Origin of the sequence: Aestuariibius violaceus, from assembly GCF_040779325.2 — a bacterium.
Taxonomy (GTDB): Bacteria; Pseudomonadota; Alphaproteobacteria; order Rhodobacterales; family Rhodobacteraceae; genus Aestuariibius; species Aestuariibius violaceus.
Genome location: NZ_JBFONT020000001.1, coordinates 859,410 through 882,164 on the forward strand (window position 1 = coordinate 859,410; position 22,755 = coordinate 882,164).

Sequence of the window (22,755 nt, forward strand, 5' to 3'; positions counted from 1 at the left end):
CTTGGCGTCCTATGCCTCTGGTTCAACCCTTGGATGGGTTGAGGGCGGGGATGCGGGGCTTGTATGCCTCGAAGGTGATGGTGTCGGCGACTTTTCGGGCAGCAATTTCCTCCGCTTCCGATCTGATTGTCCAGCAGAGCACGGCAGCGCCTTCTGCCTTTAGATTGCCGACACGCCGGCTTGCCAGATCGGTGTGTTGGTGGCTGATGAAGCAGGCACCGACGTCGTCGTAGTCGGGGATCTCAGCGAGGCGCAGTCGCGTTGCGGCTGGGATGTGCGGCCAATCCTCTTCGGAGAAAGCGCACGTGGTCATACCGCGAGGGACTTCAGGTGCCAATTCCTTCATCGCTGCGACCGAGTGCGGATTGAAGGACATCACAGCGATATCGCTCCATTCTTCCTCGGTCAAGTCCAGTCGATCGTCATGTAAGGTGCGTGCCACTGCCTCTTCTAGCCTACCAACATTGGAGCCGAGAGCCCCGTCCTGGTCCTTCAGCTCGATAAGAAGAGGGCTGCTTCCGGCAGATATGACCTCAGACAAGCGCGGTACATATTGCGGCCATGCCGGATCATCGCCCTTCAATCGGACTTGCTTGAGCTCTTCACTGCTTCGCTGACGTATTGGTCCTGTTTCATCCGTCAGGCGCGCGAGATCGTAATCATGAAAGACAATAGCCTCGCCGTCAGCTGAGAGCTGAACATCGATCTCAACCCCATACCCCGCCGCACGAGCCGCTGTGATTGCAGCTATCGAGTTTTCGGGTCTCTTCTCGTCACAATCGTGCAGGCCTCTGTGCGCGAATACTCTTTGGGAGAAGAACGGTGAAAGTGCCGTCATGCGATTTCGAAGATACCCTCGATCTCGACGGCAACGTTGAATGGCAATGCGCCAGCAGAAACGGCAGAGCGGGAGTGGCGGCCTGCGTCTCCAAGTGCTTCGACCAGGAAGTCAGAGGCGCCGTTGATTACCTTGGGCTGATCGGTGAAGTCGGGTGTCGAGTTGACGAAGCCCGTTAGCTTCACCACGCGGGTCATACGGTCGAGGTCACCGCCACAAGCGGCTTTGAGCTGCGCCAAAAGGCTTATCGCACAACTGCGTGCAGCAGCTGCGCCATCATCTAACGAGACATCCGCCCCGAGCTTGCCTGTGATAAGCCCGTCAGGCCCCTGGCTGATCTGGCCTGAGATGAAAACGAGATTGCCGCTTTGAACGTAGGGCACGTAGTTCGCCGCAGGAGCTGGCGCTTCAGTGAGCGTCACGCCGAGTTCGGCGAGGCGGGATTCTATCTTTCCGGTCATGACATCCTCCATTCTTGTGGGGACGCTAGACCGGTTTCAGCTCTCGCGAAAGGCCTTGGCGAAATAGTCGCTGAGCGGCTTGATGAGATAGGCCAACGGGCTGCGCGCGTCTGTTCTGATGAAGCTTTCGACCGGCATGCCTGGGATCAGCGTGACGTCGCTTGGTAGCTTTTGCGCCTCTTCTTCTTCCAGAACAATTTCAGCGCGATAATAAGTCAGCTGTGAGCGATCATCCTCGAACGCATCCGCCGAGACCAGTACGACTCGCCCTCTTAATTCCGGTGTCCTGCGTTGATCGAAAGCTGAGAACCGCAAAATGACTTCCTGGCCGACGAAGACCTGATCGACGTGGAACGGCTCTACCTGGGCCGCAATGACGAGGGGGCGGTCCTGCGGCACAAGATACATAAGTGGATCGGCAGGGCGGATGACTGACCGTGGTGCAAAGACCTGGAGCCCATAGACGATACCAGAAACGGGTGCGCGGATGTCGAGACGCGAGAGCTGCTCTCCTAATGACCGGCGCCGTTCAAGCAGTTCCAGTTCGTTATATTGCAGGTCGCGCAGTTGGGTAATTGCTTCCTCCCGGCGGGAGGTTCCCAGCTTGAGGATCTCAATCTCGGTTTCGGTGATGCGACCTGCGGCCTGCGCCCTTGATGCGGCAAGTTCGCCCGCGCGTCCTGAGAGGTTCGCCTTTTCCCGTCGTAAGGAGAGGACGCGGCTTGCCTGCGCAAGGCCGCGGTCAAGAAGGCTCTGCTGATCGACAAGCTCTTCCTCGATCAGGGCAAGTTGGGCCTGCAGCGCTTCTTCTTGTGCTTCGATGCCGCGAATTTGGTCGGCAATCTGATCGCGACGTTTTCCAAGCTGCTCCACTTCCCGTGCGATCGAATCGCGGCGGGCTTGGAACAAGCGCATTTGTCCGTCGGTCAGTGGTCTAGATTTCTCGGGTGCTTCATCGAGAAGGGGATCGAATATGATCGTCTCAGCATCGTCTCTCTCTGCCTCAAGGCGGCCGCGGCGGGCGACGATTTCAAAGAGTTGGTTTTCGACAATGGCCAGTTCAGATCGTAGGAGGGTGGGGTCGAGCTGGATCAATAGATCGCCCTCTTCAACACGGTCTCCTTCGTCAATCGCGACCGCTTGTACAACCCCGCCATCTGGGTGCTGAATGACTTGCCGGTTCTGATCGACCTCGACTTGGCCTGTCGCGATCACAGCTCCAGAGATGTTGGAGAAGATCGACCAGCTTCCGAAACCGCCAACCAGAAAAACCAGAGCGACGAACCCGACCAGAAGCGGCTTGCGGGCCGACCACTTTTCGCGACCCGTTTGCTCGTTCATGTCACGCCTCCTTTGCGGATGCCACCGGCGGAAATGTCCTTATGGTTGGTCACCATCTCCCGCAGGACTTCCTCCTTCGGTCCAAAGGCCTTCCGGGCGCCGTTTTCGATCACCAGAAGTTGCTCGCATTCCTGGATCGCTGCTGGCCGATGCGCCATGATAAGAACTGAACGTCCCTCTTCCTTGGTTTTTCGAATCGCAGCGTTGAGTGCAAGTGAGCCTTCGTTGTCGAGGTTCGAGTTCGGCTCGTCCAAAACAAGGATTACCGGATCGCCATACATTGCGCGGGCGAGGCCAATGCGCTGGATCTGCCCGCCAGACAGACGCCCACCGGTCGCGCTGACCCGAGTGTCGTAGCCATCGGGGAGACGGAGAATCATCTCGTGCGCCGCGGCTCGTTTGGCCGCATCCACCACCTTCTTAGGATCGGGCGATAGGGACAGCCGAGCGATGTTTTCGGTGATCGTGCCGTCGAAAAGCTGAATGCGTTGTGGCAGATAGCCGATGTGCTGACCCAGCACTTCGGGATCGTACTGATCAAGCGATGCGCCATCGAGACGGATCTTGCCGCCTGCAGGACGCCAGACCCCGGTGAGCGCACGAGCAAGTGTCGACTTGCCGGCCCCCGACATACCGATAACACCAACGGCCGTGCCGGGACCGACGGTGAAAGAGAGCATCCGCAGCGCGGCCTGCTTTTCGCCGGGAGGGACAACTGTGAGTTGTTGGACGTCCAACTGCGCCTTTGGCTTTGGGAGATCTGTGCGGGCAGCGCCTGGCGCATTCGCCCCAAGAAGCTGGGCAAGCGAGTTCCAGCCCTTGCCGGCACGTTGAACAACCGCCCACTGCCCAATCGCAAGCTCCACAGGCGCAAGTGCCCGACCGAGGAGGATTGATGCCGCAATCATCGCGCCAGCAGATAGCTCGCCCCTTAGGACGAGATAGGCCCCAAGTCCCAGCATTGCGGATTGCAGAAACAGCCGGAACGATTTCGTCATGGCCGTGAACGTCCCCGACAGATCAGCCGTTTCGATCGTAGATGACAGGCTTTTGTCGCGTGCGATCTGCCAGCGGCGGAAGGCTGCCTCCGTCATGCCCATAGCTTTGACCATCTCGGCTTCATCGCGAAACTGCGCCCCCATGTTTTCCGCGTGATAAAGCGCAGCGTTGGCGCTGGAGACCGGCTGGCTGGTCAGCCATTGATTGAGGAGTGTTACGATGATCAGGGCAGCGCCGCCGGAAATGGCGAGTATGCCGAGCCAAGGATGGAAGATCGCGATACCGGCCAGGAAGATCGGAGTCCAAGGAATATCAAACAGGGCCATCAATACAGGAGATGTCATGAGGCGCTGCACCGATTCCAGATCGCGAAGGCCAGTATTCCGCTGCTCCTCCACACCGAGGGAGGCTTGCCGCATCGTCGCTTCGAAAACACGGCGGTCAAGGCGTGACTGAAAGCGCGCCCCGGCGCGGCCCATCACTCGCCCACGCACATAGTCGAGGATGCCCATGATCCCGTAGAGGAATGCCACCAAGAGCGACAAGGCAATCAGCGTTTCTACAGAACGCGACCCGAGGACACGATCGTAGACGTTCAGCATGTAAAGAGGGCCGGTCAACATGAGGAGATTGGCAAAGAAGCTGAAAAGCCCGACCGCCCAGTAGAGTGCCCTGCTTTCCCGGCGTGCTGTACGAAGTTCCGTAAGGCCTGCGTCTATGGTGTGTCGATCACTCATCGAGCGTAGATGACTGCTGCAGCAAAGGCATCATGACGCCGCGGATGAAATGCCGTTGCGAAACTCTGGCATGAGACCTCATCGGCGATCCTTATCACTGCCTTTTCCTTGTAGGGATATGTCCTACCCGTGACGGAGTTTCTAACGGCTTCGCAATTGAGGCGGTAAAGCCCTTAAAAACTGAGATGTTTGTTACGGACTTCTGGTTTGGCGTTAGTTTCCGCGTAAGATGTTGCTGAATATGTCAATCAGCACCCTCTCGACCTCTTCCTCGGCGGTTCGACTTGGCTGGCGGGAGTGCCCGTCGCTTTGAGCGGATCGACTGGTGGCCTGCGCCGGAGCACTTTGAGACGGGCGAGGCGCTGGGGTGGCAGGCGCGTCCATCGGAAGCTGTGTCGGAGCAAGACCGTCGTGGACGCGGATCATCGTCTCACGCCAGATATCGGCTGGGAGCCCGCCCCCGGTCACCCCGCGTAGGGGTGTATTGTCATCGTAGCCCATCCACACCCCTGCGACATAGTCACCGGTGAACCCGATAAACCAAGCGTCCCGCGCCGCCTGCGTCGTGCCAGTCTTTCCAGCCACCTGCCAGTTCGGGAGCTTCGCCCGCTGGCCGGTGCCGCTTTCGACAACCTGATGCATCATCCAAGTGAGTTGCCTCGCGGCATCACGCTGGATCACCCGCTCACCGATACCGCCGGACGTGTTGTCCATTAGCGGATCATTATCACCCTTCAGGCGTAAGGTGACGATGCCATAGGGCGTCACGGAAGATCCGCCGTTCAAGATTCCTGCATAGGCGCCTGTCATTTCGATGAGGGTCGATTCGGACGCACCAAGCGCAAGGGCCGGACCAAGCGCGAGATCGCTTTCGATACCGAACATGCTGGCGACCGTTCGGACGATGTCGCGACCGACCTGCTCTGAGATCTTTACAGCCGGAATGTTTCGGCTTTCCTCAAGAGCTTGTGTCAAAGTCATACGCCCTTTGAACTGACGGTCGTAGTTCTTTGGCTCGTAGTCTGGTGATCCCCGCATCGGGATGCGAAGGGGGCGGTCATCGACGATGTCATTTGGGCGTAAACCAAGATCGAGGGCGGCGGCGTAGACAAAGGGTTTGAAGGCTGATCCCGTTTGACGGTTTGCCATGGTCGCCCTGTTGAATGCTCCCGAAACCTTGGTATCGCGGCCCCCGACCATTGCACGAACGGCGCCATCGGCGCTCATCACGACGATGGCCGCCTGGGCTTCCGACCCCTCGCTCACCTTCGTCGCAAAGATTTCCTGCATCGCTTCTTCGGCGGCGCGCTGCATCCGCTGATCGAGTGTCGTCTGGATCACGACATCCTCGGTCGTGTCACGGGTGAAGAACTCCGGCCCGCTTTCCATCACCCAGTCGGCGAAGTAGCCCCCTGCGCGTCGCTCGGCCGCTTCCGACAGAGTGGCAGGGTTCGCACGGGCGTCACGCATCTCTGCAGTGGTCAGATATCCCTGTTCCTCCATCAGTCCTAGGATAAGGCTGGCCCGGTCTTGCGAACGCTGGAGATTGTTCGTCGGTGCAAATGTCGTTGGCGCCTTGAGAAGCCCGGCGAGCATTGCGGCCTCTGATGCATTTACCTCGCTCGCCGATTTGCCGAAATACCGCTGAGCGGCAGCCTCAAACCCGCGTGTCCCAGCGCCCAGATAAGCGCGGTTGAGGTAGATTGTCAGGATTTCCTCCTTTGAGTAGCGCACCTCCATCGCCATAGCGTAGACGGCTTCCTTGGCCTTGCGCCAAAGGGTCGTGCGGCGGCAATCGGCCTCATAGGCCGCCTCGCTCTCCCACTCGGAGGGGATATATTCCTCTCCAAGGCAGAGGAGTTTTGCCGTCTGCTGAGTGATCGTCGACCCGCCATGGCCCGACAACGGCCCGCGCCCCTCGCGAAGGTTGATCCGGACGGCCGATGCGATCCCTTTCGGATCGATGCCCGGATGCCAGCGAAAGCGCCGGTCCTCTGTCGCGATTACAGCGTCGCGCAGGTTCGGCGAGACGCTGTCGGACGTGATTACCCCGCCGAACTGATCCCCCCGCCAGGCGAAGACGTCTCCGTTGCGGTCGAGCAAGGTCACGGAGCCACGCGCGCGCCCGTCGGTCACATCGGTCGCTTCCGGCAGCGTCGTCGCGACATATATCACGGCGCCGCCGATGATCAGCGCCACAACTGCCGCGCCGCGCCAGGTCAGCCCCCAGATCAGACGTGCCACGAAACGCAAGAAAGCGGCGATCATCCCGATCGGGCCGCTGGGCGCTTTTCTGGTGGTCGGCTTGCGTTTGGGCGCCGCCTTCCGCTTTACCGGTGCTGTCTTCGTCGAGGGCGCCTTCGAATAGCGCTTGTCTGCGACGAGAGATTTTTTTCCGCTCTTGCTCATGATCTGCCTGCCTTCGGGCGGTCTTGTTCGATCGCAAGATAGGCGCTTGGCCCTCAAAAGTAGAGAGCCGATCCGGCCCCTTTGACCAATTTCTCTTTTGCCTATTTTGAGGGCGGACCGGTCGGTTTGTGCAAAAATTGTGCATTCGCGTTCGTAATGAGCGCTCCGGCCGGGGCGCGATCCCTTGCCGCAACCGGGTCACATCTTCCTTCTGCCTGCCGAGCGGACCCGTTGAAAGGTCCGCCCAAGGCGCAATTGCTAGGGGAAGATCGTGAAACTCATCATAGCGACGATCAAGCCGTTCAAGCTCGAGGAGGTCCGCGAGGCGCTCACGGGCATTGGGGTGAAGGGCATGATGGTGACTGAGATAAAGGGCTTCGGTGCCCAATCAGGCCACACCGAAATCTATCGCGGTGCGGAATACGCCGTGAACTTCGTACCCAAGGTCAAGCTCGAGATCGTGGTGACGGCGGCGATGGCCGACCAGGTCGTCTCGACCATCGCGGCGACGGCCAAGACGGACAAGATCGGGGACGGGAAGATCTTCGTGCTCGACGTGGAAAGCGCGGTGCGCGTGCGGACCGGCGAAACCAACGAGGACGCGCTGTGAGCGCTCGGGGTGTGAGGAAAATGAGACACATGACATTGCTGAAAACACTGGCCCCCGCCGCAGCGCTGATTGCGCTGCCGACGCTGGGCCTCGCGCAGGACGAAGGGCCGGTTGCCGGGGTCAACGCCTCGACCGACACGGTCTTTATCCTGAACTCGTTGCTCTTCCTGGTCGGCGGCTTCCTCGTCTTCTGGATGGCCGCGGGCTTTACCATGCTCGAGGCCGGGCTCGTTCGGACCAAGAACACCACGATGCAGCTGACCAAGAACATGGGTCTCTTCTCCATCGCTGCGATCGCCTACTACCTTGTCGGGTATAATCTTATGTATCCGTTGGGAGATTGGTCGGTTGGGTCGGACGAGACGGGCGGCTATCTCGGGATCCTGTTCTCGACGGCGAAGCTCGAGGCGGTCGGCATCGCAGCTGATGCGGCCGACGATTATGGCTATGCTTCGACCGGCTCGGATTTCTTCTTCCAGCTGATGTTCTGCGCGACGACGGCGTCGATTGTGTCGGGCACGCTGGCAGAGCGGATCAAGCTCTGGCCGTTCCTGATTTTCGTCGTGGTCCTGACTGCATTCATCTACCCGATCCAGGCCTCCTGGAAATGGGGCGGCGGCTTCCTGGACAGCCAGTGGGGTTTCCTTGATTTCGCGGGTTCGACGGTCGTGCACTCGGTCGGCGGATGGGCGGCGCTTATGGGCGCAATCATATTGGGACCGCGGATCGGCAAGTATGCGAAGGACGGCAAGGTGAACCCGATCCTTGGCGCCAACTTGCCGCTGGCCACGCTGGGCACGTTCATCCTGTGGCTCGGCTGGTTCGGCTTCAACGGCGGCTCGCAGCTTGCGATGGGCACTGTCGGTGACGTTGCTGATGTCAGCCGGATCTTTGCCAATACCAACACCGCTGCTGCAGGGGGTGCCATCGCGGCGCTGATCCTGACGCAGGTGATGTACGGCAAGGTCGACCTGACGATGGTGCTGAATGGCGCCTTGGCTGGTCTGGTTTCGATCACGGCAGAACCCCTGACGCCGACGCTTGGCGCGGCCACGTTGATCGGTGCGGTCGGTGGTGTGATCGTCGTGCTGACGGTTCCGCTGCTCGACAAGCTGAAGATCGACGATGTGGTCGGTGCGATCCCGGTTCACCTCTTCGCGGGGATCTGGGGAACCATGGCCGTTCTGCTGACCAACAGCGACGCGACCTTCATGGGTCAGCTCGTGCCGATCATCATCGTGGGGGCATTCGTCGTCGTCGTCAGTGCGATCGTCTGGTTCATCCTGAAGGTGACGATGGGCATCCGCGTCAGCGAGGAGCACGAGGTCACCGGTCTCGACACGGCCGAGCTGGGGATGGAAGCCTATCCGGAATTTGCCAAAGGCTGAGGATCCTCCCCCTCAGTCAGGCATTTCTGGCCCGGGCGTTCGCGCCCGGGCCTTTTTTCATCGCGATGTGAGGGTGATAGACGAAGCGACCCGCGGGATGCTTTCGTCCGACAGTCCGGCGATGTTGATGCGTCCGTCGCCGAGGATGTAAATCCCATGGTCCTGCCGCAGCCGGTCGATCTGATCTGCCGTGAGCGGAAGGAGGGAGAACATCCCCTTCTGTGTGGCTATCCCGTCGAAGCGGTCGGAATTGGTCGCCCGCCGGAGTTCTTCGGCGAACGACCGGCGTAAGCCGTTGATCCGGTTGCGCATCTGATCCAGTTCGCTCGCCCATTCCTGTCGCAGGCCCGCATCGGTCAGCACATTCGTCACGAGACGACCGGCATGGTCCGGTGGGAAAGAGTAGTTGTTGCGGTTCAGCGTCGTGAGCGCCTGTTGCAAGAGCTTCTGGCGGTTCGCATCCGGGGCCACGGCCAGCAGGACGCCAGCCCGGTCGCGATAAAGGCCGAAGGTCTTTGATCCGCTGACGCAAAGAAGAAGTTCCGGCACCTTCCTTGCAAGGGTTCGGAGCCCTGCAACGTCAGCCTCGATGCCGTCGCCAAAACCCTGATAGGCGAGGTCGATCAGTGGCAAGGCCCCGGTTTCGTTGAACGTTTCCGCAATGGCGATCCAGTCATCAGGAGACGGGTCGGCGCCGCTCGGGTTATGGCAGCAGCCGTGGAGGAGGACGACATCGCCCTTCGGAACCTTCGCCAGATCAGCGAGCATCCCCTCGCGGTCGAGAAGGCCCGTTGCGGCGTCGTAGTAGCGATAGGGCCTCACCGGCCGCTTCAGATAGGCCAGCACGGCGGCGTGGTTGGGCCAGGAGGGGGTCGGCAGCCAGATCGTCGCATCGGGGGCGAGGCTTGCAATCAGCTCGTAAGCCTGGCGCAGGGCACCGCTGCCGCCTGGGGTGCCGGCGAAGGCCACCCGCTCGGGCGCAACGGCGTTGCCAAGGGTCAGATCCCGGATTGCCGTGGCGAAGGCGGGGTCGCCGGTGAGGGCCGTGTAGGCCTTTGTTTTCTGGTCCTCGGCCAGCCGAAGCTCGGCCTCGCGGATGGCCTCCATGACGGGTGTGTGGCCATCCGCATCGCGGTAGATGCCCACACCGAGGTCGACTTTGTCAGGCCGGTCATCCTCGCGGAAGGCCAGCATCAGAGCGATGATCGGGTCGTCGCGGCCCGGCGTCAGGGCCTCGAACATCAGGAGGTTTCCACCTTGAGGTCCGGGAACGCCCCCCATTCGGTCCATGAGCCATCGTAAAGCGAATAGTCCGCCTTCCCGATCCGCTCCATCGCGAGGGAGAGGATGGCGGCTGTGATGCCCGAACCGCAGGTTGTGATCGCAGGTTTGTCGAGGTCGATGCCGGCCCGGTCGAATTCCGCACGTAGCGCGGCAACAGGCTTCATCGTGCCATCATCCTGTAAAAGATCCTTGTAATACAGGTTCTTGGAGCCGGGGATGTGACCCGCCTTGAGGCCCGGGCGCGCTTCCTCGACCCGGCCGGCGAAGCGATCGGGTGACCGGGCATCGACGATCTCATGATCACCTAGCTTCGAGGCGCGGGCGACTTGCGTCACATAGCGAACCAGCTGGTTCTGGCGGCTGACCGTCATGTGCCGGTCGCGGATGATGGGCGGCAGATCCTCGATCGGTCGATCCTCGGCCAGCCATTTCGGCAACCCACCGTCGAGCACGGCGACGTCGCGTTTACCCATCAGGCGGAATGTCCACCACACGCGGGGGGCGGAGAAGATGCCGGTGCTGTCATAGACGACGACCTGGTGCCCGTCGCCCACGCCCATGGCGCGCATCCGGGACATGAATTTGTCGACCGGCGGGGCCATATGCGGCAGCTCGGACCGGTGATCGCTGATCTCATCAATGTCGAAGAAGCGGGCGCCGGGGATGTGTTGTCTGTCGTACTCCTCTTTCGCGTTGCGTCCGCTGTCAGGCATGTGCCAGCTCGCGTCGAGGATCCGAAGGTCGGGGTCCTTCAGGTGGTCGGCGAGCCAGCCGGTTGAGACGAGTGTCGTTGGATCATCGGCGGACATCGCGCTTCTCCCCCAGAAATCTTTCCCGGTGGTAAAGGCCGCGCGCGGGGCTGTCCAGCCGCGCCTCAGCTGCCCTGCTTGAGGAGCCGCTGCTTCTGCCGCTGCCAGTCGCGCTTGGCCGATGTCTCGCGCTTGTCCTGGGTCTTCTTGCCCTTGGCGACGCCGATCTTGACCTTCACGAGGCCGCGGTCATTGAAATACATCACAAGCGGGACAAGCGTCATGCCCTGGCGTTGGGTCGCGTTCCAGAGGCGCGACAATTCCTTCTTTGAAACCAGGAGCTTGCGCCTGCGGCGTTCCTCGTCGTGACCCCAGGTTCCGGCCTGTTCGTAGGGGGCGATATAGGCGTTGACGAGCCACAGTTCATGTTCGTCCACAGCGGCATAGCTGTCGGCGATGTTGGACTGGCCGGTGCGCAACGCCTTCACCTCGGAGCCCATCAGTACGATGCCGCATTCGATGTCATCCTCGATCGCATAATCGTAGCGGGCACGCCGGTTTTCGGCGATCACCTTGTAGTTCTTGTTCTCCGGTTTCTTGGCCATCCGGGCGAGATAAGGGGTCTGTCAGTGCCTGTCCAGACGGCCGAATTGGCCATGCTGCATCCGGGCGGCAATTGGTCGGCATATGGTCGGAGGGGAACGAACGTTCCTGCCGGAGTTTGTTAACCTTTCAGCAAGATCAGGAAAGCCCTCTGAGCCATTTGACGAAGGGCTTCAGACCGGGCGCATCATGACCTGGTTTGGTGACGATATGATAGCCCGCCTCAGGCTCCTCAATCTCCATCAGCGCGATGAGGGTGCCGCGGTCCAAATCGCCTTCGACGTTCACGCGGGTCTGCGCGGAAAGGCCGAGGCCTGCGCGGATGGCGGCGAGCGTCAGCGCGTTGGTTTCGGTGAAGTGAAAGCGGGTCTCATCGTCTGTCAGGCCGTGGGTCTTGGCCCAGCCGCGCAATTCGTTGTCCCAGTCCTGGAAGTACCAGGGCGTGCGGCAGAGGTCGGGATTGGTCTCAGCGAGCGAAGGCGCGGCGACGACCACGAAGTCGGCGTTAGTGAGTTGGACCGAGTCGAGCCCGGGCCAGTTGCCCTGGCCATAGCGGATTGCCAGGTCGGCTTCGCCGCCCGCGACATCGGCCAGCGCGGCTGAGGGTTTCAGGGTGATCTCGATGTCCGGGTGCAGGGTCCAGAAGGCTCCGAGGCGGGGCATCAGCCAGTTTTCCGCAAAGGTCGGCGTGCAGGCGACGGTCAGGGGGCGGCCTGCGACTTCCTCCCGCAGGCGGGTGACGCCGATTTCGATGCGCGTGAAGGCGCTGGTGAGTGCGTCCGACAGCAGGCGGCCCTCTGGCGTCGGGGTGACGCCGCGGGGCCCCCGGTCGACGAGGGGGATGCCGAAGTCGGCCTCAAGCGCGCGGACATGCTGGGAGATCGCCGCATGGGTGACGTTGAGCGCATCGGCTGCGTCTTTCAGGGATCCGGTGCGGATCGCGGTCTCGAACGCGCGAAGCGCGGAGAGGGAAGGGATCTGGCGCCAATCAGGCATGACGTAAGCTCAGCTTATATCGGGATGATATTCCTGACTCGGTTTGCCGAGGGGATCAAGATAGTTTGGTTCTCAAGACAAAAGGAGAGTTATCATGCTGAGACTGATGGCAGACACATTTCGCACGGCGCTTCGGCAGGAGCGGTATCCGGATCTGAACGACAAGAGGTCGTCCCTGCCGCACCTTGATCGGCGGGCAGAGCGCCGTCGCCTGATGCGCCTGGTGGACAGCGAAGGGCGGCAGCCGCCCTTCCTTTGATCGCCCTAGTGGATAAGCCCCAGCCCCGCCATCGCGTCCTTGATCGCGAGGCGGGTGCTGTCGTCGAGGCGGGTGAGCGGTGAGCGCACCTCCTCGCTGCACCGTCCGAGAAGAGAGAGACCGTATTTCGCCCCGCAAACGCCCGGCTCCATAAAGATCGCAGTATGGAGAGGCATCAGGCGGTCCTGCAGGTCGAGCGCGGCTTTATAATCGCCGGCAAGCGTCGCCTTCTGGAACTCCGCACAGAGGCCCGGCGCAACATTGGCGGTGACAGAGATGCAGCCGATCCCGCCATGGGCGTTGAAGCCGAGGGCTGATGGATCCTCTCCCGACAGTTGAACAAAGTCGGGGCCGCAGGTCGCCCGCTGTTTGGAGACGCGGGTGACGTCGCCCGTCGCATCCTTGACGCCGATGATGTTGGGAATCTTGGCGAGTGTCCCCATCGTTTGCGGTGACATGTCGATCACCGAGCGGGGCGGGATGTTGTAGATGATGATCGACAGGCCGATCTCTGCTGCCGCCTCGTAATGGGCGATCAGGCCGCGCTGGGTGGGCTTGTTGTAATAGGGCGTGACGACAAGGGCGGCGGCGGCACCGGCGTTCTTGGCGGCCTCGACGAGGCGAACGGTTTCCGACGTGTTGTTCGACCCCGCACCTGCGATAACCGGAACGCGGCCTGCGGCGGCTTCGACCGTGGCGGCGACGACCTCGTCATGTTCCTCATGGCTGAGGGTCGGGCTTTCCCCGGTGGTGCCCACGGGGACGAGGCCGGAGCTGCCTTCGGCGATTTGCCAGTCGACGAGTTTCTTCAGGCCGTCCAGGTCCAGCTGGCCGTCGCGGAACGGCGTGACAAGAGCGGGGATGGAGCCTGAGAACATGACTTTGCCTTTTTTTAACTGTATGCGTGTTCGCATGAGCAGTGCGGCGCGGACCCTAGGCGGGATACGAACCATTGCCAAGATCGTGAGTTGTTAAGGCAAGATCCCCGCCTAAAGTGCGTGGCCACGATATAGAGGACAGACGCGAATGAGACGACTTGCGACGGTCTGCGCGGCAGGCCTTCTGAGCGCTTCTTTCGGACATGCGCAGGATGCCGAGACCACCGAGGAAGAGGTGGTCGAACCGACCGCCGCCGAGTTGATTGATCTGGCCTACCGCGAAATCGCGTCGGGCGATTGGACGGCTGCACGCGCGGTTGCGTCCGGTGCAGGACCGGAAGGCGCGACGCTGGTGAGCTGGCAGTTCCTGCGTGACGGGGGCGGGACGTTCGCAAATTATGAAGATTTCCTAGAGGCTTACCCGAACTGGCCGCAGGAAGAACGGCTGCGCCGCACGGCCGAGGGGAAAATGCCGCGGGATATGGCACCTCAACGCGTGCTGGCCTTCTTCAACGGGTATGAACCGCAGACCGGGCTTGGCGTTCTGCGGCTGTCCGATGCCTTGCGGGCGACGGGCGAAGGCGATGCCGCAGATGCAATGATCGTCGAGGCCTGGCGGACCATGCGCCTGACCGATGCGGTTCACGATCGGATGCTGCGTGAGAATGCCGGGCTGCTCTCTGAGCATCATGAAGCGCGCGTTGACATGCTGCTTTGGGAGAACCGGATCGCGGATGCGCAGAAGCTACTGCCGCGGATGGATGACGGGTGGCAGAAACTCGCCTATGCGCGCATCGCTCTGCAGCGGCAGGCGGGCGATGTGGATGCCCGGCTTGAGACTGTTCCGGCGCGGCTGAAGGATGATCCGGGGCTTGCTTTCGATCGCTTCGAGTGGCGGCTGGAGAAGCAGCGCCGGGATCAAGCGATTGAATTGCTGGCCGAGCAGTCGGACAGCGCCGAGGAGGTCGGGCGGCCCTATTACTGGGCGAACCACCGCCGGATCATCGCACGCCAGCTAATGCGGGCCGGTGAGGATGAGATGGCCTACCGGATCGCCTCGGGCCACTTCATCGACGGGCCGGAGCGGTCGCTGATCGGCTTCACGGATCTGGAGTTTCTGTCGGGCTATATCGCGCTGCGCAAGCTTGATGACCCGGTGCAGGCGTTCCGCCACTTCGCTGCAATGGCCGAGGCTGCGCGGACGCCGATTTCGCTCGGCCGGGCCGGGTATTGGAAGGGCCGGGCGCTGGAAGAGATGGGCGCGGTCAATGCGGCGAACGCCGCTTATGCGCAGGGTGGCCGTTACCAGACGTCGTTCTACGGGCTACTCGCGGCCGAGAAGGCGGGCCTGCCGCCCGATCCGACACTGTCGGGAACCGAGAGATTTGGCGACTGGCGCGCGGCGGATTGGGCCGAGACGGATGTGGCGAAGGTCGCGATGTGGCTGGAGGAGGCCGGGCGTCGGTCGATGGCCGAGATCTTCTTCCTTGAGCTCGCCTCGAACATGGAAACGCGGGAAGAGCTGGGGCAGCTGTCGCACCTGCTGACCGAACGCGGCGCGTCGCATATCGCGGTCCGCGTGGGCAAGGCCGCGGCGGCACGGAACATCGTGATCCCCGAGATGTATTTCCCGCTGCACCCGCTGGCCGAGATGGAGATGGACGTGCCGCCCGAACTGGCGCTGGCCATCGCACGTCGGGAGAGTGAGTTCGACCCTGTCGTGTCCTCGCCCGTGGGGGCACAAGGCCTGATGCAGCTGATGCCGGCGACGGCGCGCGAGGTCTCGGGCTGGCTGGGGCTGCCCTATACGAAGGCGAGCCTGACAGTGGATGCGGAATACAACTCGAAGCTGGGCATCCGGTATCTGGAATGGCTGCAGGACCGGATGGGCCCGTCGCCGACCCTGATCGCGGCAGGCTACAATGCCGGGCCAGGACGGCCGCTGATGTGGACCGACGATTGGGGTGACCCCCGCACTGACGGCGATGCCGTGGACTATATCGAGCATATCCCGTTCCGGGAGACGCGGAATTACGCGATGCGGGTGACGGAATCGATGCCGGTCTACAAGGCGCGGCTGACGGGACGGGTGAACCCGCCCGATTTCCACCAGCTGATCAAGGGGATCAAGCCGTTGATCCGGCCGCAGACTCGCCCGAGCGACGAGCCCGAGGTCCTGATGGCGGGGGAGCCGTCCGAAGACAGCCCTGCGGCCGTGCGCGTACGGCGCGGGTCGGTGTCGACCCAGGGCTTCACCGGTCCGGCGCCTGTCCGTCCCGAGGCGCGGCCTGCCGCGCCCTGATTAGCGTGAAGAGCCCGGCGCCGACGACGATGGCGGCGCCGATCGCGATATTGGCAGTGATCGTCTCGCCGAAGACGGTCACGCCGATCGCCGATCCGAAAACCAATTGGAAATAGGCGAAGGGCTGGACGGCGCTGGCTTCGGCCAGTTCGTAGGTCTTGATGAGCAGCCAGTGCCCGGAGGCCCCGGTCACGCAGAGGATGGCCATCCAGATCCAGTCGGGCCCCGTCATCGGCTCCCAGTAGAAAAGACCGATGGCGGTCATTGCGACAGCGCCGGTCGTGCCGGTCCAGAAAAAGCTGGTGGCGGTCGTGTCCCGGCGCGCGGCATAGCGGGTAAGCAGGCCGTAGAGGGCGAACATCAGCGCTGACGTGAGCGGGATGATCGCGTTGGGAGAGAAAACGCCCCGGCCCGGCTGCAGGATGATCAGGATGCCGACGAAGCCGACTGCGATGGCGGCCCAGCGGCGCCAGCCAACCTGCTCCCCCAATATCGGGCCGGAGAGGGCTGCGATGAGGAGCGGGTAGCACGAGAAGATAACGAGGCTTTCCACAAGGCCGAGGCGGGTGAAGGCGAGGACCATCACGCAGATCTCGGCGGCGAGCAGCAGGCCGCGGAAGGTTTGCAGGAGCGGCTGGTCCGTCCGGGCGGCTGCGCGGATGGAGCCTTCGCGCCGGGCGGCGATGGCGATGACGAAAGCCGCGAAGAACCAGTAGCGGATCATCACCACCATCAGGACGTTGTATTCCGAGGCAAGATGGCGCGAAATCCCGTCCTGCACCGCGAAGACGAAGGTCGTCGCGATCATCAGGAGGATGCCGAGCTTGGTGCGGGTCATAGCCGCCCGGTGCTCATATGGCGCTTGCGGCCATAGCCGGGGCGGCGGTCGACGGCGAAGCCTGCCTGGGCGAGCGCGCGGCGGACGTGGCCTGCGGCGGTATAGGTGGCGAAGGTTCCGTTCGGGGCGGTGTGCCTGGCGACCTCGGCCATGAGCGCGGGATCCCAGAGCTCCGGGTTCTTGGCGGGGGAGAAGCCGTCGAGGAACCAGGCATCGGCCTTACCCTGCCAGTCTGGCAGAGTCTGGCGGGCGTCGCCTTCGATGAGGTGGAGGGTGAGGCCACGGGCGATTTCGATCTGGCTTTCGAGGGGAAGAGCGTCGAGAAGCTGGTCGGCAAGATCGCTTACGGAGGGAAAGGCGGCGAGGGCCTCCACCGTCGCCTCACGTGAGAGGGGATAGGCCTCGAACGTCGTGAAGGTGAGCGGGTGGCGCGGGCCTGTTCGCCAGAGCTGCCACGTGGCAAGCAGATTCAGACCGGTGCCGAAGCCGAGCTCTGCAATGTGGAGCGGCTGGTTCAGGCGGTTCGGGAGGTCGTTGCCGCTCAGGAAGACGTGGATGCTCTCGGCCAGGCCGTCTTCGAGCGAGTAGTAGGGGTCGTCGAAACGGGTCGAGACGGGAATGCCGTCCTTCCAAGCGATCTGGCCGGTCATGGCGGGATACCTTAGGTGCTGGGCGGGACAATGGCGGCGGAGGGCCGGGATGGCAATCGCGGATGTGACGGTGCGGGGCGCGGGGATTTTTGGCCTGTCGGTTGCCTATGCCTGTGCATTGCGAGGCGCCTTCGTGCGTGTGGTGGATCCGGGTGGCGTGGCTGCGGGGGCGAGCGGGGGGATCGTGGGCGCATTGGCGCCGCACGTGCCGGAGAACTGGAACCCGAAGAAGGCCTTTCAGCTGGAGAGCCTGCTGATGGCGGAGGGGTTCTGGGCGGGCGTTGCGGAGCGCTCGGGCAAGGATCCGATGTATGCGCGGACGGGGCGGGTTCAGCCCTTGGAGGATGTCCGGGCGGTTGAGCTGGCACGGGGCCGGGAAGCGGGGGCGGTGGAGCTGTGGCGGGGCGAGGCGGCGTGGGAGGTGGTTTCCGAAGCGGGCCATTGGGGCCCCCCGTCGCCGACCGGGTTTTGGGTGCGCGATACGCTTTCGGCCCAGATCCACCCCCGGCGAGCGACGGAGGCTTTGGCCGGGGCTTTGCGGGCGTTGGATGCGAACATTCTGGAAGAGGCGCCGGGAGGCGGTATCGAGGTTTGGGCGACCGGGTGGCAAGGATTGCTTGAGCTTTCGGAGGAATTGGGTCGTCCGGTCGGGAACGGCGTGAAGGGACAGGCGGCCTTGCTGAGGTATGAGGCGGGGGCGGTGCCTCAGCTTTATGCAGACGGGTTGCATGTGGTGGCCCATGGGGATGGGACGGTTGCCGTGGGCTCCACGAGCGAACGGGACTTTGAGGATGTGTCGGTCGATGCGAGCGTCGAGGATGTGATCGCGCGGGTTCGGGCGGCGGTTCCGGTTTTGCGGGAGGCGGAGGTGATCGCGCGCTGGGCGGGCGTGCGGCCGCGGGCGCGGAGCCGGGCGCCGATGCTGGGGCGGCATCCGCAGAGGGACGGGGTTTTCATTGCCAATGGCGGGTTCAAGATCGGCTTCGGGATGGCGCCTTTGGTGGGGGAGGTGATGGCGGATTTGGTTCTGGAGGGGACCAGTCGGATCCCGGAAGGGTTCCGGGTCGAGGATAATCTGTGAGGCCGGGCGGACGACTGCGTGCCGCTGCGCGTCACGACACCCGCCCGGCCCGGCCTTCGTCGGGCGGTGCGCTATAGAAGGAGGGGATGATGCCGAAGGTAACGGGGCTTGACCATCTGGTGCTGACGGTCGCGGATATCGACGTGACGGTGGCGTTCTACGAGGATCTTCTGGGGATGCGGGCGGAGATCTTTTATCCGGCCGATGGCTCTACCCGCGTGGCGTTGGCCTTCGGGGCGCAGAAGATCAACCTGCACGAGGTGGGCCGGGAGTTCGAGCCGAAGGCCGCGAAGGCGACGGCGGGGAGCGCGGATTTGTGTTTTCTGACAGAGACTTCTCTGGACGAGTGGCGTGTGGCCTTCGATGCGGCCGGGGTGGCGATCGAGGAGGGGCCTGTACGGCGGACGGGAGCCGCAGGGCCGATCCTGTCGCTCTATGTGCGGGATCCGGATGGGAACCTGATCGAGGTGTCGGTGCCGGCCGACTAGGGTCTAGACCCTAGATGCGGGCGCGCAGGTTCTCCATCAGCTGGCCGAGGAACTTGACGGCGTTTTCGTCCTTGAGGCGGCCGGTGTCATCGAAGGCATTGCCGGAATTCGCGATCATGACCTCGGGTCCGGTCAGGACGTCGGCGCCGAAGGGGACGAGGCAGAGGCGGAGGGAGAATTGCGAGCGTTCGCCGCCTGCGCGGCCTGCGGCGGCGGACATGATGGCGGTGGGCTTGCCGGCGAAGGGGCGGCCCTTGGTGCGGCTGATCCAGTCGAGCGCATTCTTCAGCACGCCGGACAGGGCCTTGTTGTACTCGGGCGTGGAGATCACGACCGCGTCGGCCCCTGCGATCTGGTCGGCGAGGGTCTGGACGGCGTCGGGGACGCCTTCGGCCTCTTCGAGATCGCCGTCATAGAGGGGGAAGCGCAGGTCAGCCTGGATCAGCTCATCGGGGGCGAAGAGGCGGGCGGCCTCGGCGGCGAGCAGGCGATTGGTCGAGGCCTGGCGCAGCGCGCCGGCTATGGTGACGAGTGTGGTCATGGAAGCTCCTTTACCGGGAATTTTTTAGCGCCCGGAAGGGGTTGGACAAGGGTGCGCGGCAGGGTCATGGTGCGGCGCGAGCCGAGGGAGGACAGTTATGCGGCATGGTGGGCAGATCCTGGTCGATCATCTGACGGCATTCGGGGTGAGCCGTGTCTTCTGTGTGCCGGGGGAAAGCTTTCTGGCGGCGCTCGACGGGCTTTACGAGAACGGGATCGAGACGGTTGTTTGCCGCCATGAGGGCGGGGCGGCGATGATGGCCGAGGCGCAGGGGAAGATGACCGGAGCGCCGGGTGTGGCCTTTGTGACAAGGGGCCCCGGGGCGTGCAATGCGTCGGCGGGCGTGCATGTTGCGCGGCAGGATTCGACGCCGATGGTGCTGTTCGTGGGGCAGATTGCGACCGGCGACCGGGACCGGGAGGCGTTTCAGGAGGTCGATTACCGGGCGATGTTCGGGCCGCTCGCCAAGTGGGTGGCGGAGGTGGATGAGACCGAACGGCTGCCGGAATACGTGGCGCGGGCGTTTCGGGTGGCGGTCGCGGGGCGTCCGGGGCCGGTGGTGCTGGCATTGCCGGAGGATGTGCTGAGCGGGATGGCGGAGGTGCCGGACCGGGCTGTGCCGCCCCCGGATGCTGAGGTTGGGCTGGAGGCTGCGGCGGAGCGGATCGCAGGGCGGCTGGCCAAGGCGGAGCGGCCAATGATCGTGGCGGGCGGACCGCTGTGGTCGGCGCAGGCGGCGGCGAATTTGGCAGCCTTTGCAGAGGCTTGGCAGCTGCCTGTGGCGGTGGGGTTCCGGCGGCAGGATTACATCGACAACCGGCATCCTTGTTACGTGGGCGACCTGAATGTGGGGGTCAATCCGCGGCTGGCGGCGCGAATGAAGGAAGCGGATCTGCTGCTGGTTCTGGGGTCCCGGCTGGGGGATATCGAGACGGGCGGGTATCTGCGGCCGGCGCCGGGAAAGGCGCCGGCAGTCATCCACATCCATGCCGGGGCCGAGGAGATCGGACGGGTCTATCCGGCGGAGATGGCGCTTGTCGCTCGGGCGGAGCCCGCGCTTCGCGCTTTGGTGCAGGTGGCACCGCGTCGGTCCTGGGAGGCTTGGAGGGCGGCGGCACGGGCGGATTACGAGGCGTGGATTGCGCCGCAGGAGACCCCGGGCGATCTGAAATTAGAAAACGTTATCAGCTGGTTATCGGATCACCTGCCGGAGGATGCGATCCTGACGAACGGGGCCGGGAACTATGCGGCGTGGCTGCATCGGTATTTCGTCTACAAGCGGTTCGGAACGCAGCTGGCGCCGACCAGCGGGTCGATGGGATTCGGGTTTCCGGCGGCGATTGCGGCGTCGCTGGAATACCCCGAGAAAACAGTGGTTTGCCTTGCCGGGGACGGGTGTTTCCAGATGACGCTGAACGAGGCGTCGACGGCGGTGCAATACGGCGCCTCGGTCATCGTGCTGGTCGTCAACAATGGGCGCTACGGAACGATCCGGATGCATCAGGAGAAGACCTATCCGGGACGGGTGAGCGGGACGGATCTGGCGAACCCGGATTTCGCCGCCCTGGCAAGGGCTTATGGTGGGGCGGGCTGGAGTGTCACGCGGGACGCGGACTTTGCCGATGCGTTTCGAGAGGCCGAGGCGGCAGAGGGTCTGCGGGTGATCGAGCTGCAGGTCGACGCGGAGGCGTTATCCACAGGTCAGAGCCTGAGCGCTGCGCGGGAGCAGGCGTTGCGCGGGGCCTGATCGGCGCGGGTTTTCCGCGTTGCGGCCTCAGTTTTGCCAGACAATCCTCCTAACAGCAGCATCGTTGTTTCCTTTGGAGCATCGGACATGGACAAGGCTCTACCACTCATTTTCATATTAATCCTTGCGGCAACGGGCGGTGGGTACTTCTACCTGCAGCAACAGACCGACGTCATCACGGGCGTGCAGGTCGCTGCCGGCCTGCGGGAAGATGATGGGTCGGAGAAGGAGCGGCCATCGCTGTGGTCGCGGGTGTCGGGACTTTGGACGACCTCGGCCGAAGAGGCGCTGATGGAACCGCTGCCTGCGGTTGCAGGCTGGGACATGACGCCGATCGAGAACCCGTGGACGGTGCGGACGATCCGGCTGGACGGGTCGATCCCGAATGACGACGAGTTCCTGCAGGAAGCCGTGGCCGGGACCCGGCCGGAATCGCGGGACGTGATCCAGTTGAATCTGAAGCTCAACATGAACTGGGCGAATGGCGACAATCAAAAGCTGAGGAATAACGGCGAGTTACGTGCGGCTGCCAATTATGCCCGCGACGACAGCCGGTTCAACGTTCTGCTGGAGAAGAAGGTCATCGAGGAGCAGCCGGAGGCACAGGGCGGCGAGGTGAACCTGCCGGTGCATCCGCTGGCTCGCATCCTGCTAAACGATGAGGTGGAGCAGGCGGAGCGGAACATGGAGGCGACGTTCAAGATGCTGTCCGCCCTCGATAAATCGCAGGAGCGGACCGTTGAGATCGACGGGATCGAGTTTCGCGAGCGCAACTTTTCGAAGCGGAACGTGCAGCAGGCCGTGCGAGGCCGGACGGTGCGGCTGATCGGTTTCTTCAACGAGACCTATCTGCTGACCGTCTGGGGTGACGGAACTGAGGAAGACGCGGTGGAGCTGATCCAGGCGCTTGGCCTGCACGAGATGCCCCAGTTCGCGGAAAACCGTTAGAACTCAACACCCTGCTGGGCCTTGATGCCGGCGCGGAAGGGATGTTTGACAAGCTCCATCTCGGTGACGAGATCGGCGGCCTCGATCAGGTCCTCATGGGCATTGCGACCGGTGAGGACGACATGGGTCATGGGCGGTTTGTGATCGCGCAGGAAGGCCAGAACCTCGGCAATGTCGAGGTATCCGTAGCGCAGCGCGATGTTGATCTCGTCGAGGAGGACCATGCGGTTGGTCTCGTCCGCGATCAGTTCCTTCGCCTTGGCCCAGGCGGCCTGCGCCATCTCGGTGTCGCGGGTCTTGTCCTGGGTTTCCCACGTGAAGCCCTCGCCCATCGTGTGGAACTGGCAAGCGTCTGAAAACTTGGCCAGAATCAGGTCACGCTCGCCCGTGGACATGCCGCCCTTGATGAACTGGACGACGGCGCAGGGCATGCCGTGGGCGATGCAGCGGAAGATCATGCCGAAGGCGGCGGAGGATTTCCCCTTGCCCTTGCCGGTATGGACGATGATCAGGCCCTTTTCGCCCGTCTTGGTGGCCATGATCTTGTCGCGGGCGGCCTTCTTCTTGGCCATCTTGGCGGCGTGGCGGTCTGGGTCATCGGTCATCGG

Annotated in this window: 22 protein-coding genes; 8 read left to right on the plus strand and 14 right to left on the minus strand. The window is 63.0% G+C overall.

All coding sequences use genetic code 11. The features are described 5' to 3' along the window. Positions 1 to 22: 22 nt before the first annotated feature. From AADZ90_RS04270 to AADZ90_RS04290, 5 genes are all read right to left on the minus strand, one after another. A complete protein-coding gene (locus AADZ90_RS04270; RefSeq protein ID WP_367308997.1) occupies positions 23 to 838 on the minus strand; it encodes a glycerophosphodiester phosphodiesterase family protein in 816 nt (271 codons plus the stop codon). Then, positions 835 to 1,299, minus strand: coding sequence for a RidA family protein (locus AADZ90_RS04275; protein ID WP_367308996.1), 465 nt, complete (start codon positions 1,297 to 1,299; stop codon positions 835 to 837). Before AADZ90_RS04275 ends, AADZ90_RS04270 begins: the two co-directional genes overlap by 4 nt. A 36-nt stretch (positions 1,300 to 1,335) precedes the next feature. Further along, complete coding sequence (locus AADZ90_RS04280; RefSeq protein ID WP_367308995.1) at positions 1,336 to 2,640, minus strand: HlyD family type I secretion periplasmic adaptor subunit; 1,305 nt, start codon at positions 2,638 to 2,640, stop codon at positions 1,336 to 1,338. Next, positions 2,637 to 4,376 carry a type I secretion system permease/ATPase gene (locus AADZ90_RS04285; RefSeq protein WP_367308994.1) on the minus strand — a complete coding sequence of 580 codons (1,740 nt, stop codon included), beginning with the start codon at positions 4,374 to 4,376 and terminating at the stop codon, positions 2,637 to 2,639. Before AADZ90_RS04285 ends, AADZ90_RS04280 begins: the two co-directional genes overlap by 4 nt. A 213-nt stretch (positions 4,377 to 4,589) precedes the next feature. After that, the gene (locus tag AADZ90_RS04290) at positions 4,590 to 6,785 is read right to left on the minus strand and encodes a transglycosylase domain-containing protein (RefSeq protein ID WP_367308993.1); all 2,196 of its coding nucleotides are present in this window, start codon (positions 6,783 to 6,785) and stop codon (positions 4,590 to 4,592) included. Positions 6,786 to 7,056: 271 nt separating this feature from the next. Here AADZ90_RS04290 and AADZ90_RS04295 point away from each other — a divergent pair, with 271 nt between their 5' ends. Together AADZ90_RS04295 and AADZ90_RS04300 are read left to right on the plus strand one after the other, a co-directional pair. Further along, positions 7,057 to 7,395, plus strand: a complete 339-nt coding sequence (locus AADZ90_RS04295) for a P-II family nitrogen regulator (protein ID WP_367308992.1) — start codon at positions 7,057 to 7,059, stop codon at positions 7,393 to 7,395. A gap of 29 nt (positions 7,396 to 7,424) precedes the next feature. Beyond that, positions 7,425 to 8,783 (plus strand): ammonium transporter, encoded by a 1,359-nt coding sequence (locus tag AADZ90_RS04300; protein ID WP_367308990.1) that lies wholly within the window; start codon positions 7,425 to 7,427, stop codon positions 8,781 to 8,783. Between the two features lie 57 nt (positions 8,784 to 8,840). Here AADZ90_RS04300 and AADZ90_RS04305 read toward each other — a convergent pair whose 3' ends face one another. The 4 genes from AADZ90_RS04305 to AADZ90_RS04320 all read right to left on the minus strand — a co-directional run bounded on the left by AADZ90_RS04305 (position 8,841) and on the right by AADZ90_RS04320 (position 12,415). Further along, complete coding sequence (locus tag AADZ90_RS04305) at positions 8,841 to 10,025, minus strand: amino acid aminotransferase (protein ID WP_367308988.1); 1,185 nt, start codon at positions 10,023 to 10,025, stop codon at positions 8,841 to 8,843. Further along, the gene (gene sseA, locus AADZ90_RS04310; RefSeq protein ID WP_367308986.1) at positions 10,025 to 10,876 is read right to left on the minus strand and encodes a 3-mercaptopyruvate sulfurtransferase; all 852 of its coding nucleotides are present in this window, start codon (positions 10,874 to 10,876) and stop codon (positions 10,025 to 10,027) included. The genes AADZ90_RS04305 and sseA overlap by 1 nt, the downstream gene beginning before the upstream one ends. Positions 10,877 to 10,941: 65 nt before the next feature. Next, positions 10,942 to 11,421, minus strand: coding sequence for an SsrA-binding protein SmpB (smpB, locus tag AADZ90_RS04315; RefSeq protein ID WP_367308985.1), 480 nt, complete (start codon positions 11,419 to 11,421; stop codon positions 10,942 to 10,944). A 136-nt stretch (positions 11,422 to 11,557) separates the two neighbouring features. Next, a complete protein-coding gene (locus AADZ90_RS04320) occupies positions 11,558 to 12,415 on the minus strand; it encodes a LysR family transcriptional regulator (RefSeq protein ID WP_367308984.1) in 858 nt (285 codons plus the stop codon). Positions 12,416 to 12,509: 94 nt separating this feature from the next. On the opposite strand from AADZ90_RS04320, the gene AADZ90_RS04325 reads away from it, so the two are divergent. Next, the gene (locus tag AADZ90_RS04325; RefSeq protein WP_367308983.1) at positions 12,510 to 12,674 is read left to right on the plus strand and encodes a hypothetical protein; all 165 of its coding nucleotides are present in this window, start codon (positions 12,510 to 12,512) and stop codon (positions 12,672 to 12,674) included. A 5-nt stretch (positions 12,675 to 12,679) separates the two neighbouring features. On the opposite strand, the gene dapA is transcribed toward AADZ90_RS04325, so the two are convergent. Further along, on the minus strand, positions 12,680 to 13,552 hold the full coding sequence (dapA, locus tag AADZ90_RS04330; RefSeq protein ID WP_367308982.1) for a 4-hydroxy-tetrahydrodipicolinate synthase: 873 nt from the start codon (positions 13,550 to 13,552) through the stop codon (positions 12,680 to 12,682). 148 nt (positions 13,553 to 13,700) lie between these two features. Between dapA and AADZ90_RS04335 the strand changes: the two genes are divergently transcribed. Further along, complete coding sequence (locus tag AADZ90_RS04335; RefSeq protein ID WP_367308981.1) at positions 13,701 to 15,854, plus strand: lytic transglycosylase domain-containing protein; 2,154 nt, start codon at positions 13,701 to 13,703, stop codon at positions 15,852 to 15,854. Here the strand turns inward: AADZ90_RS04335 and AADZ90_RS04340 are convergent. Further along, positions 15,805 to 16,692 (minus strand): DMT family transporter, encoded by an 888-nt coding sequence (locus AADZ90_RS04340; RefSeq protein ID WP_367308980.1) that lies wholly within the window; start codon positions 16,690 to 16,692, stop codon positions 15,805 to 15,807. The genes AADZ90_RS04335 and AADZ90_RS04340 overlap by 50 nt on opposite strands. Next, on the minus strand, positions 16,689 to 17,342 hold the full coding sequence (gene mnmC2, locus AADZ90_RS04345; protein WP_367308979.1) for a tRNA (5-methylaminomethyl-2-thiouridine)(34)-methyltransferase MnmC2: 654 nt from the start codon (positions 17,340 to 17,342) through the stop codon (positions 16,689 to 16,691). The genes AADZ90_RS04340 and mnmC2 overlap by 4 nt, the downstream gene beginning before the upstream one ends. 49 nt (positions 17,343 to 17,391) lie before the next feature. Here mnmC2 and AADZ90_RS04350 point away from each other — a divergent pair, with 49 nt between their 5' ends. After that, the gene (locus AADZ90_RS04350; RefSeq protein WP_367308978.1) at positions 17,392 to 18,423 is read left to right on the plus strand and encodes an NAD(P)/FAD-dependent oxidoreductase; all 1,032 of its coding nucleotides are present in this window, start codon (positions 17,392 to 17,394) and stop codon (positions 18,421 to 18,423) included. Between the two features lie 89 nt (positions 18,424 to 18,512). Next, the gene (locus AADZ90_RS04355; protein WP_367308977.1) at positions 18,513 to 18,911 is read left to right on the plus strand and encodes a VOC family protein; all 399 of its coding nucleotides are present in this window, start codon (positions 18,513 to 18,515) and stop codon (positions 18,909 to 18,911) included. Between the two features lie 10 nt (positions 18,912 to 18,921). On the opposite strand, the gene AADZ90_RS04360 is transcribed toward AADZ90_RS04355, so the two are convergent. After that, entirely contained in the window at positions 18,922 to 19,452 is a 531-nt protein-coding gene (locus AADZ90_RS04360) for an NADPH-dependent FMN reductase (RefSeq protein WP_367308976.1), read from the minus strand. Between the two features lie 97 nt (positions 19,453 to 19,549). Here AADZ90_RS04360 and AADZ90_RS04365 point away from each other — a divergent pair, with 97 nt between their 5' ends. Together AADZ90_RS04365 and AADZ90_RS04370 are read left to right on the plus strand one after the other, a co-directional pair. Beyond that, the gene (locus AADZ90_RS04365) at positions 19,550 to 21,199 is read left to right on the plus strand and encodes a thiamine pyrophosphate-binding protein (protein ID WP_367308975.1); all 1,650 of its coding nucleotides are present in this window, start codon (positions 19,550 to 19,552) and stop codon (positions 21,197 to 21,199) included. A gap of 87 nt (positions 21,200 to 21,286) precedes the next feature. Then, on the plus strand, positions 21,287 to 22,147 hold the full coding sequence (locus tag AADZ90_RS04370) for a hypothetical protein (RefSeq protein WP_367308974.1): 861 nt from the start codon (positions 21,287 to 21,289) through the stop codon (positions 22,145 to 22,147). Here AADZ90_RS04370 and cobO read toward each other — a convergent pair. Beyond that, positions 22,144 to 22,752 carry a cob(I)yrinic acid a,c-diamide adenosyltransferase gene (gene cobO, locus AADZ90_RS04375; RefSeq protein WP_367308973.1) on the minus strand — a complete coding sequence of 203 codons (609 nt, stop codon included), beginning with the start codon at positions 22,750 to 22,752 and terminating at the stop codon, positions 22,144 to 22,146. The two genes, AADZ90_RS04370 and cobO, sit on opposite strands and share 4 nt — an antisense overlap. Between the last annotated feature and the right edge of the window lie 3 nt (positions 22,753 to 22,755).

Bases quoted from the DNA above. Each gene is read 5' to 3' on its own strand.
- AADZ90_RS04270 (WP_367308997.1), bottom strand. From the start codon at position 838: ATGACGGCACTTTCACCGTTCTTCTCCCAAAGAGTATTCGCGCACAGA.
- AADZ90_RS04275 (WP_367308996.1), bottom strand. From the start codon at position 1,299: ATGACCGGAAAGATAGAATCCCGCCTCGCCGAACTCGGCGTGACGCTC.
- AADZ90_RS04280 (WP_367308995.1), bottom strand. From the start codon at position 2,640: ATGAACGAGCAAACGGGTCGCGAAAAGTGGTCGGCCCGCAAGCCGCTT.
- AADZ90_RS04285 (WP_367308994.1), bottom strand. From the start codon at position 4,376: ATGAGTGATCGACACACCATAGACGCAGGCCTTACGGAACTTCGTACA.
- AADZ90_RS04290 (WP_367308993.1), bottom strand. From the start codon at position 6,785: ATGAGCAAGAGCGGAAAAAAATCTCTCGTCGCAGACAAGCGCTATTCG.
- AADZ90_RS04300 (WP_367308990.1), top strand. From the start codon at position 7,425: ATGACATTGCTGAAAACACTGGCCCCCGCCGCAGCGCTGATTGCGCTG.
- AADZ90_RS04305 (WP_367308988.1), bottom strand. From the start codon at position 10,025: ATGTTCGAGGCCCTGACGCCGGGCCGCGACGACCCGATCATCGCTCTG.
- sseA (WP_367308986.1), bottom strand. From the start codon at position 10,876: ATGTCCGCCGATGATCCAACGACACTCGTCTCAACCGGCTGGCTCGCC.
- smpB (WP_367308985.1), bottom strand. From the start codon at position 11,421: ATGGCCAAGAAACCGGAGAACAAGAACTACAAGGTGATCGCCGAAAAC.
- AADZ90_RS04320 (WP_367308984.1), bottom strand. From the start codon at position 12,415: ATGCCTGATTGGCGCCAGATCCCTTCCCTCTCCGCGCTTCGCGCGTTC.
- AADZ90_RS04325 (WP_367308983.1), top strand. From the start codon at position 12,510: ATGCTGAGACTGATGGCAGACACATTTCGCACGGCGCTTCGGCAGGAG.
- dapA (WP_367308982.1), bottom strand. From the start codon at position 13,552: ATGTTCTCAGGCTCCATCCCCGCTCTTGTCACGCCGTTCCGCGACGGC.
- AADZ90_RS04335 (WP_367308981.1), top strand. From the start codon at position 13,701: ATGAGACGACTTGCGACGGTCTGCGCGGCAGGCCTTCTGAGCGCTTCT.
- AADZ90_RS04340 (WP_367308980.1), bottom strand. From the start codon at position 16,692: ATGACCCGCACCAAGCTCGGCATCCTCCTGATGATCGCGACGACCTTC.
- mnmC2 (WP_367308979.1), bottom strand. From the start codon at position 17,342: ATGACCGGCCAGATCGCTTGGAAGGACGGCATTCCCGTCTCGACCCGT.
- AADZ90_RS04350 (WP_367308978.1), top strand. From the start codon at position 17,392: ATGGCAATCGCGGATGTGACGGTGCGGGGCGCGGGGATTTTTGGCCTG.
- AADZ90_RS04355 (WP_367308977.1), top strand. From the start codon at position 18,513: ATGCCGAAGGTAACGGGGCTTGACCATCTGGTGCTGACGGTCGCGGAT.
- AADZ90_RS04360 (WP_367308976.1), bottom strand. From the start codon at position 19,452: ATGACCACACTCGTCACCATAGCCGGCGCGCTGCGCCAGGCCTCGACC.
- AADZ90_RS04365 (WP_367308975.1), top strand. From the start codon at position 19,550: ATGCGGCATGGTGGGCAGATCCTGGTCGATCATCTGACGGCATTCGGG.
- AADZ90_RS04370 (WP_367308974.1), top strand. From the start codon at position 21,287: ATGGACAAGGCTCTACCACTCATTTTCATATTAATCCTTGCGGCAACG.
- cobO (WP_367308973.1), bottom strand. From the start codon at position 22,752: ATGACCGATGACCCAGACCGCCACGCCGCCAAGATGGCCAAGAAGAAG.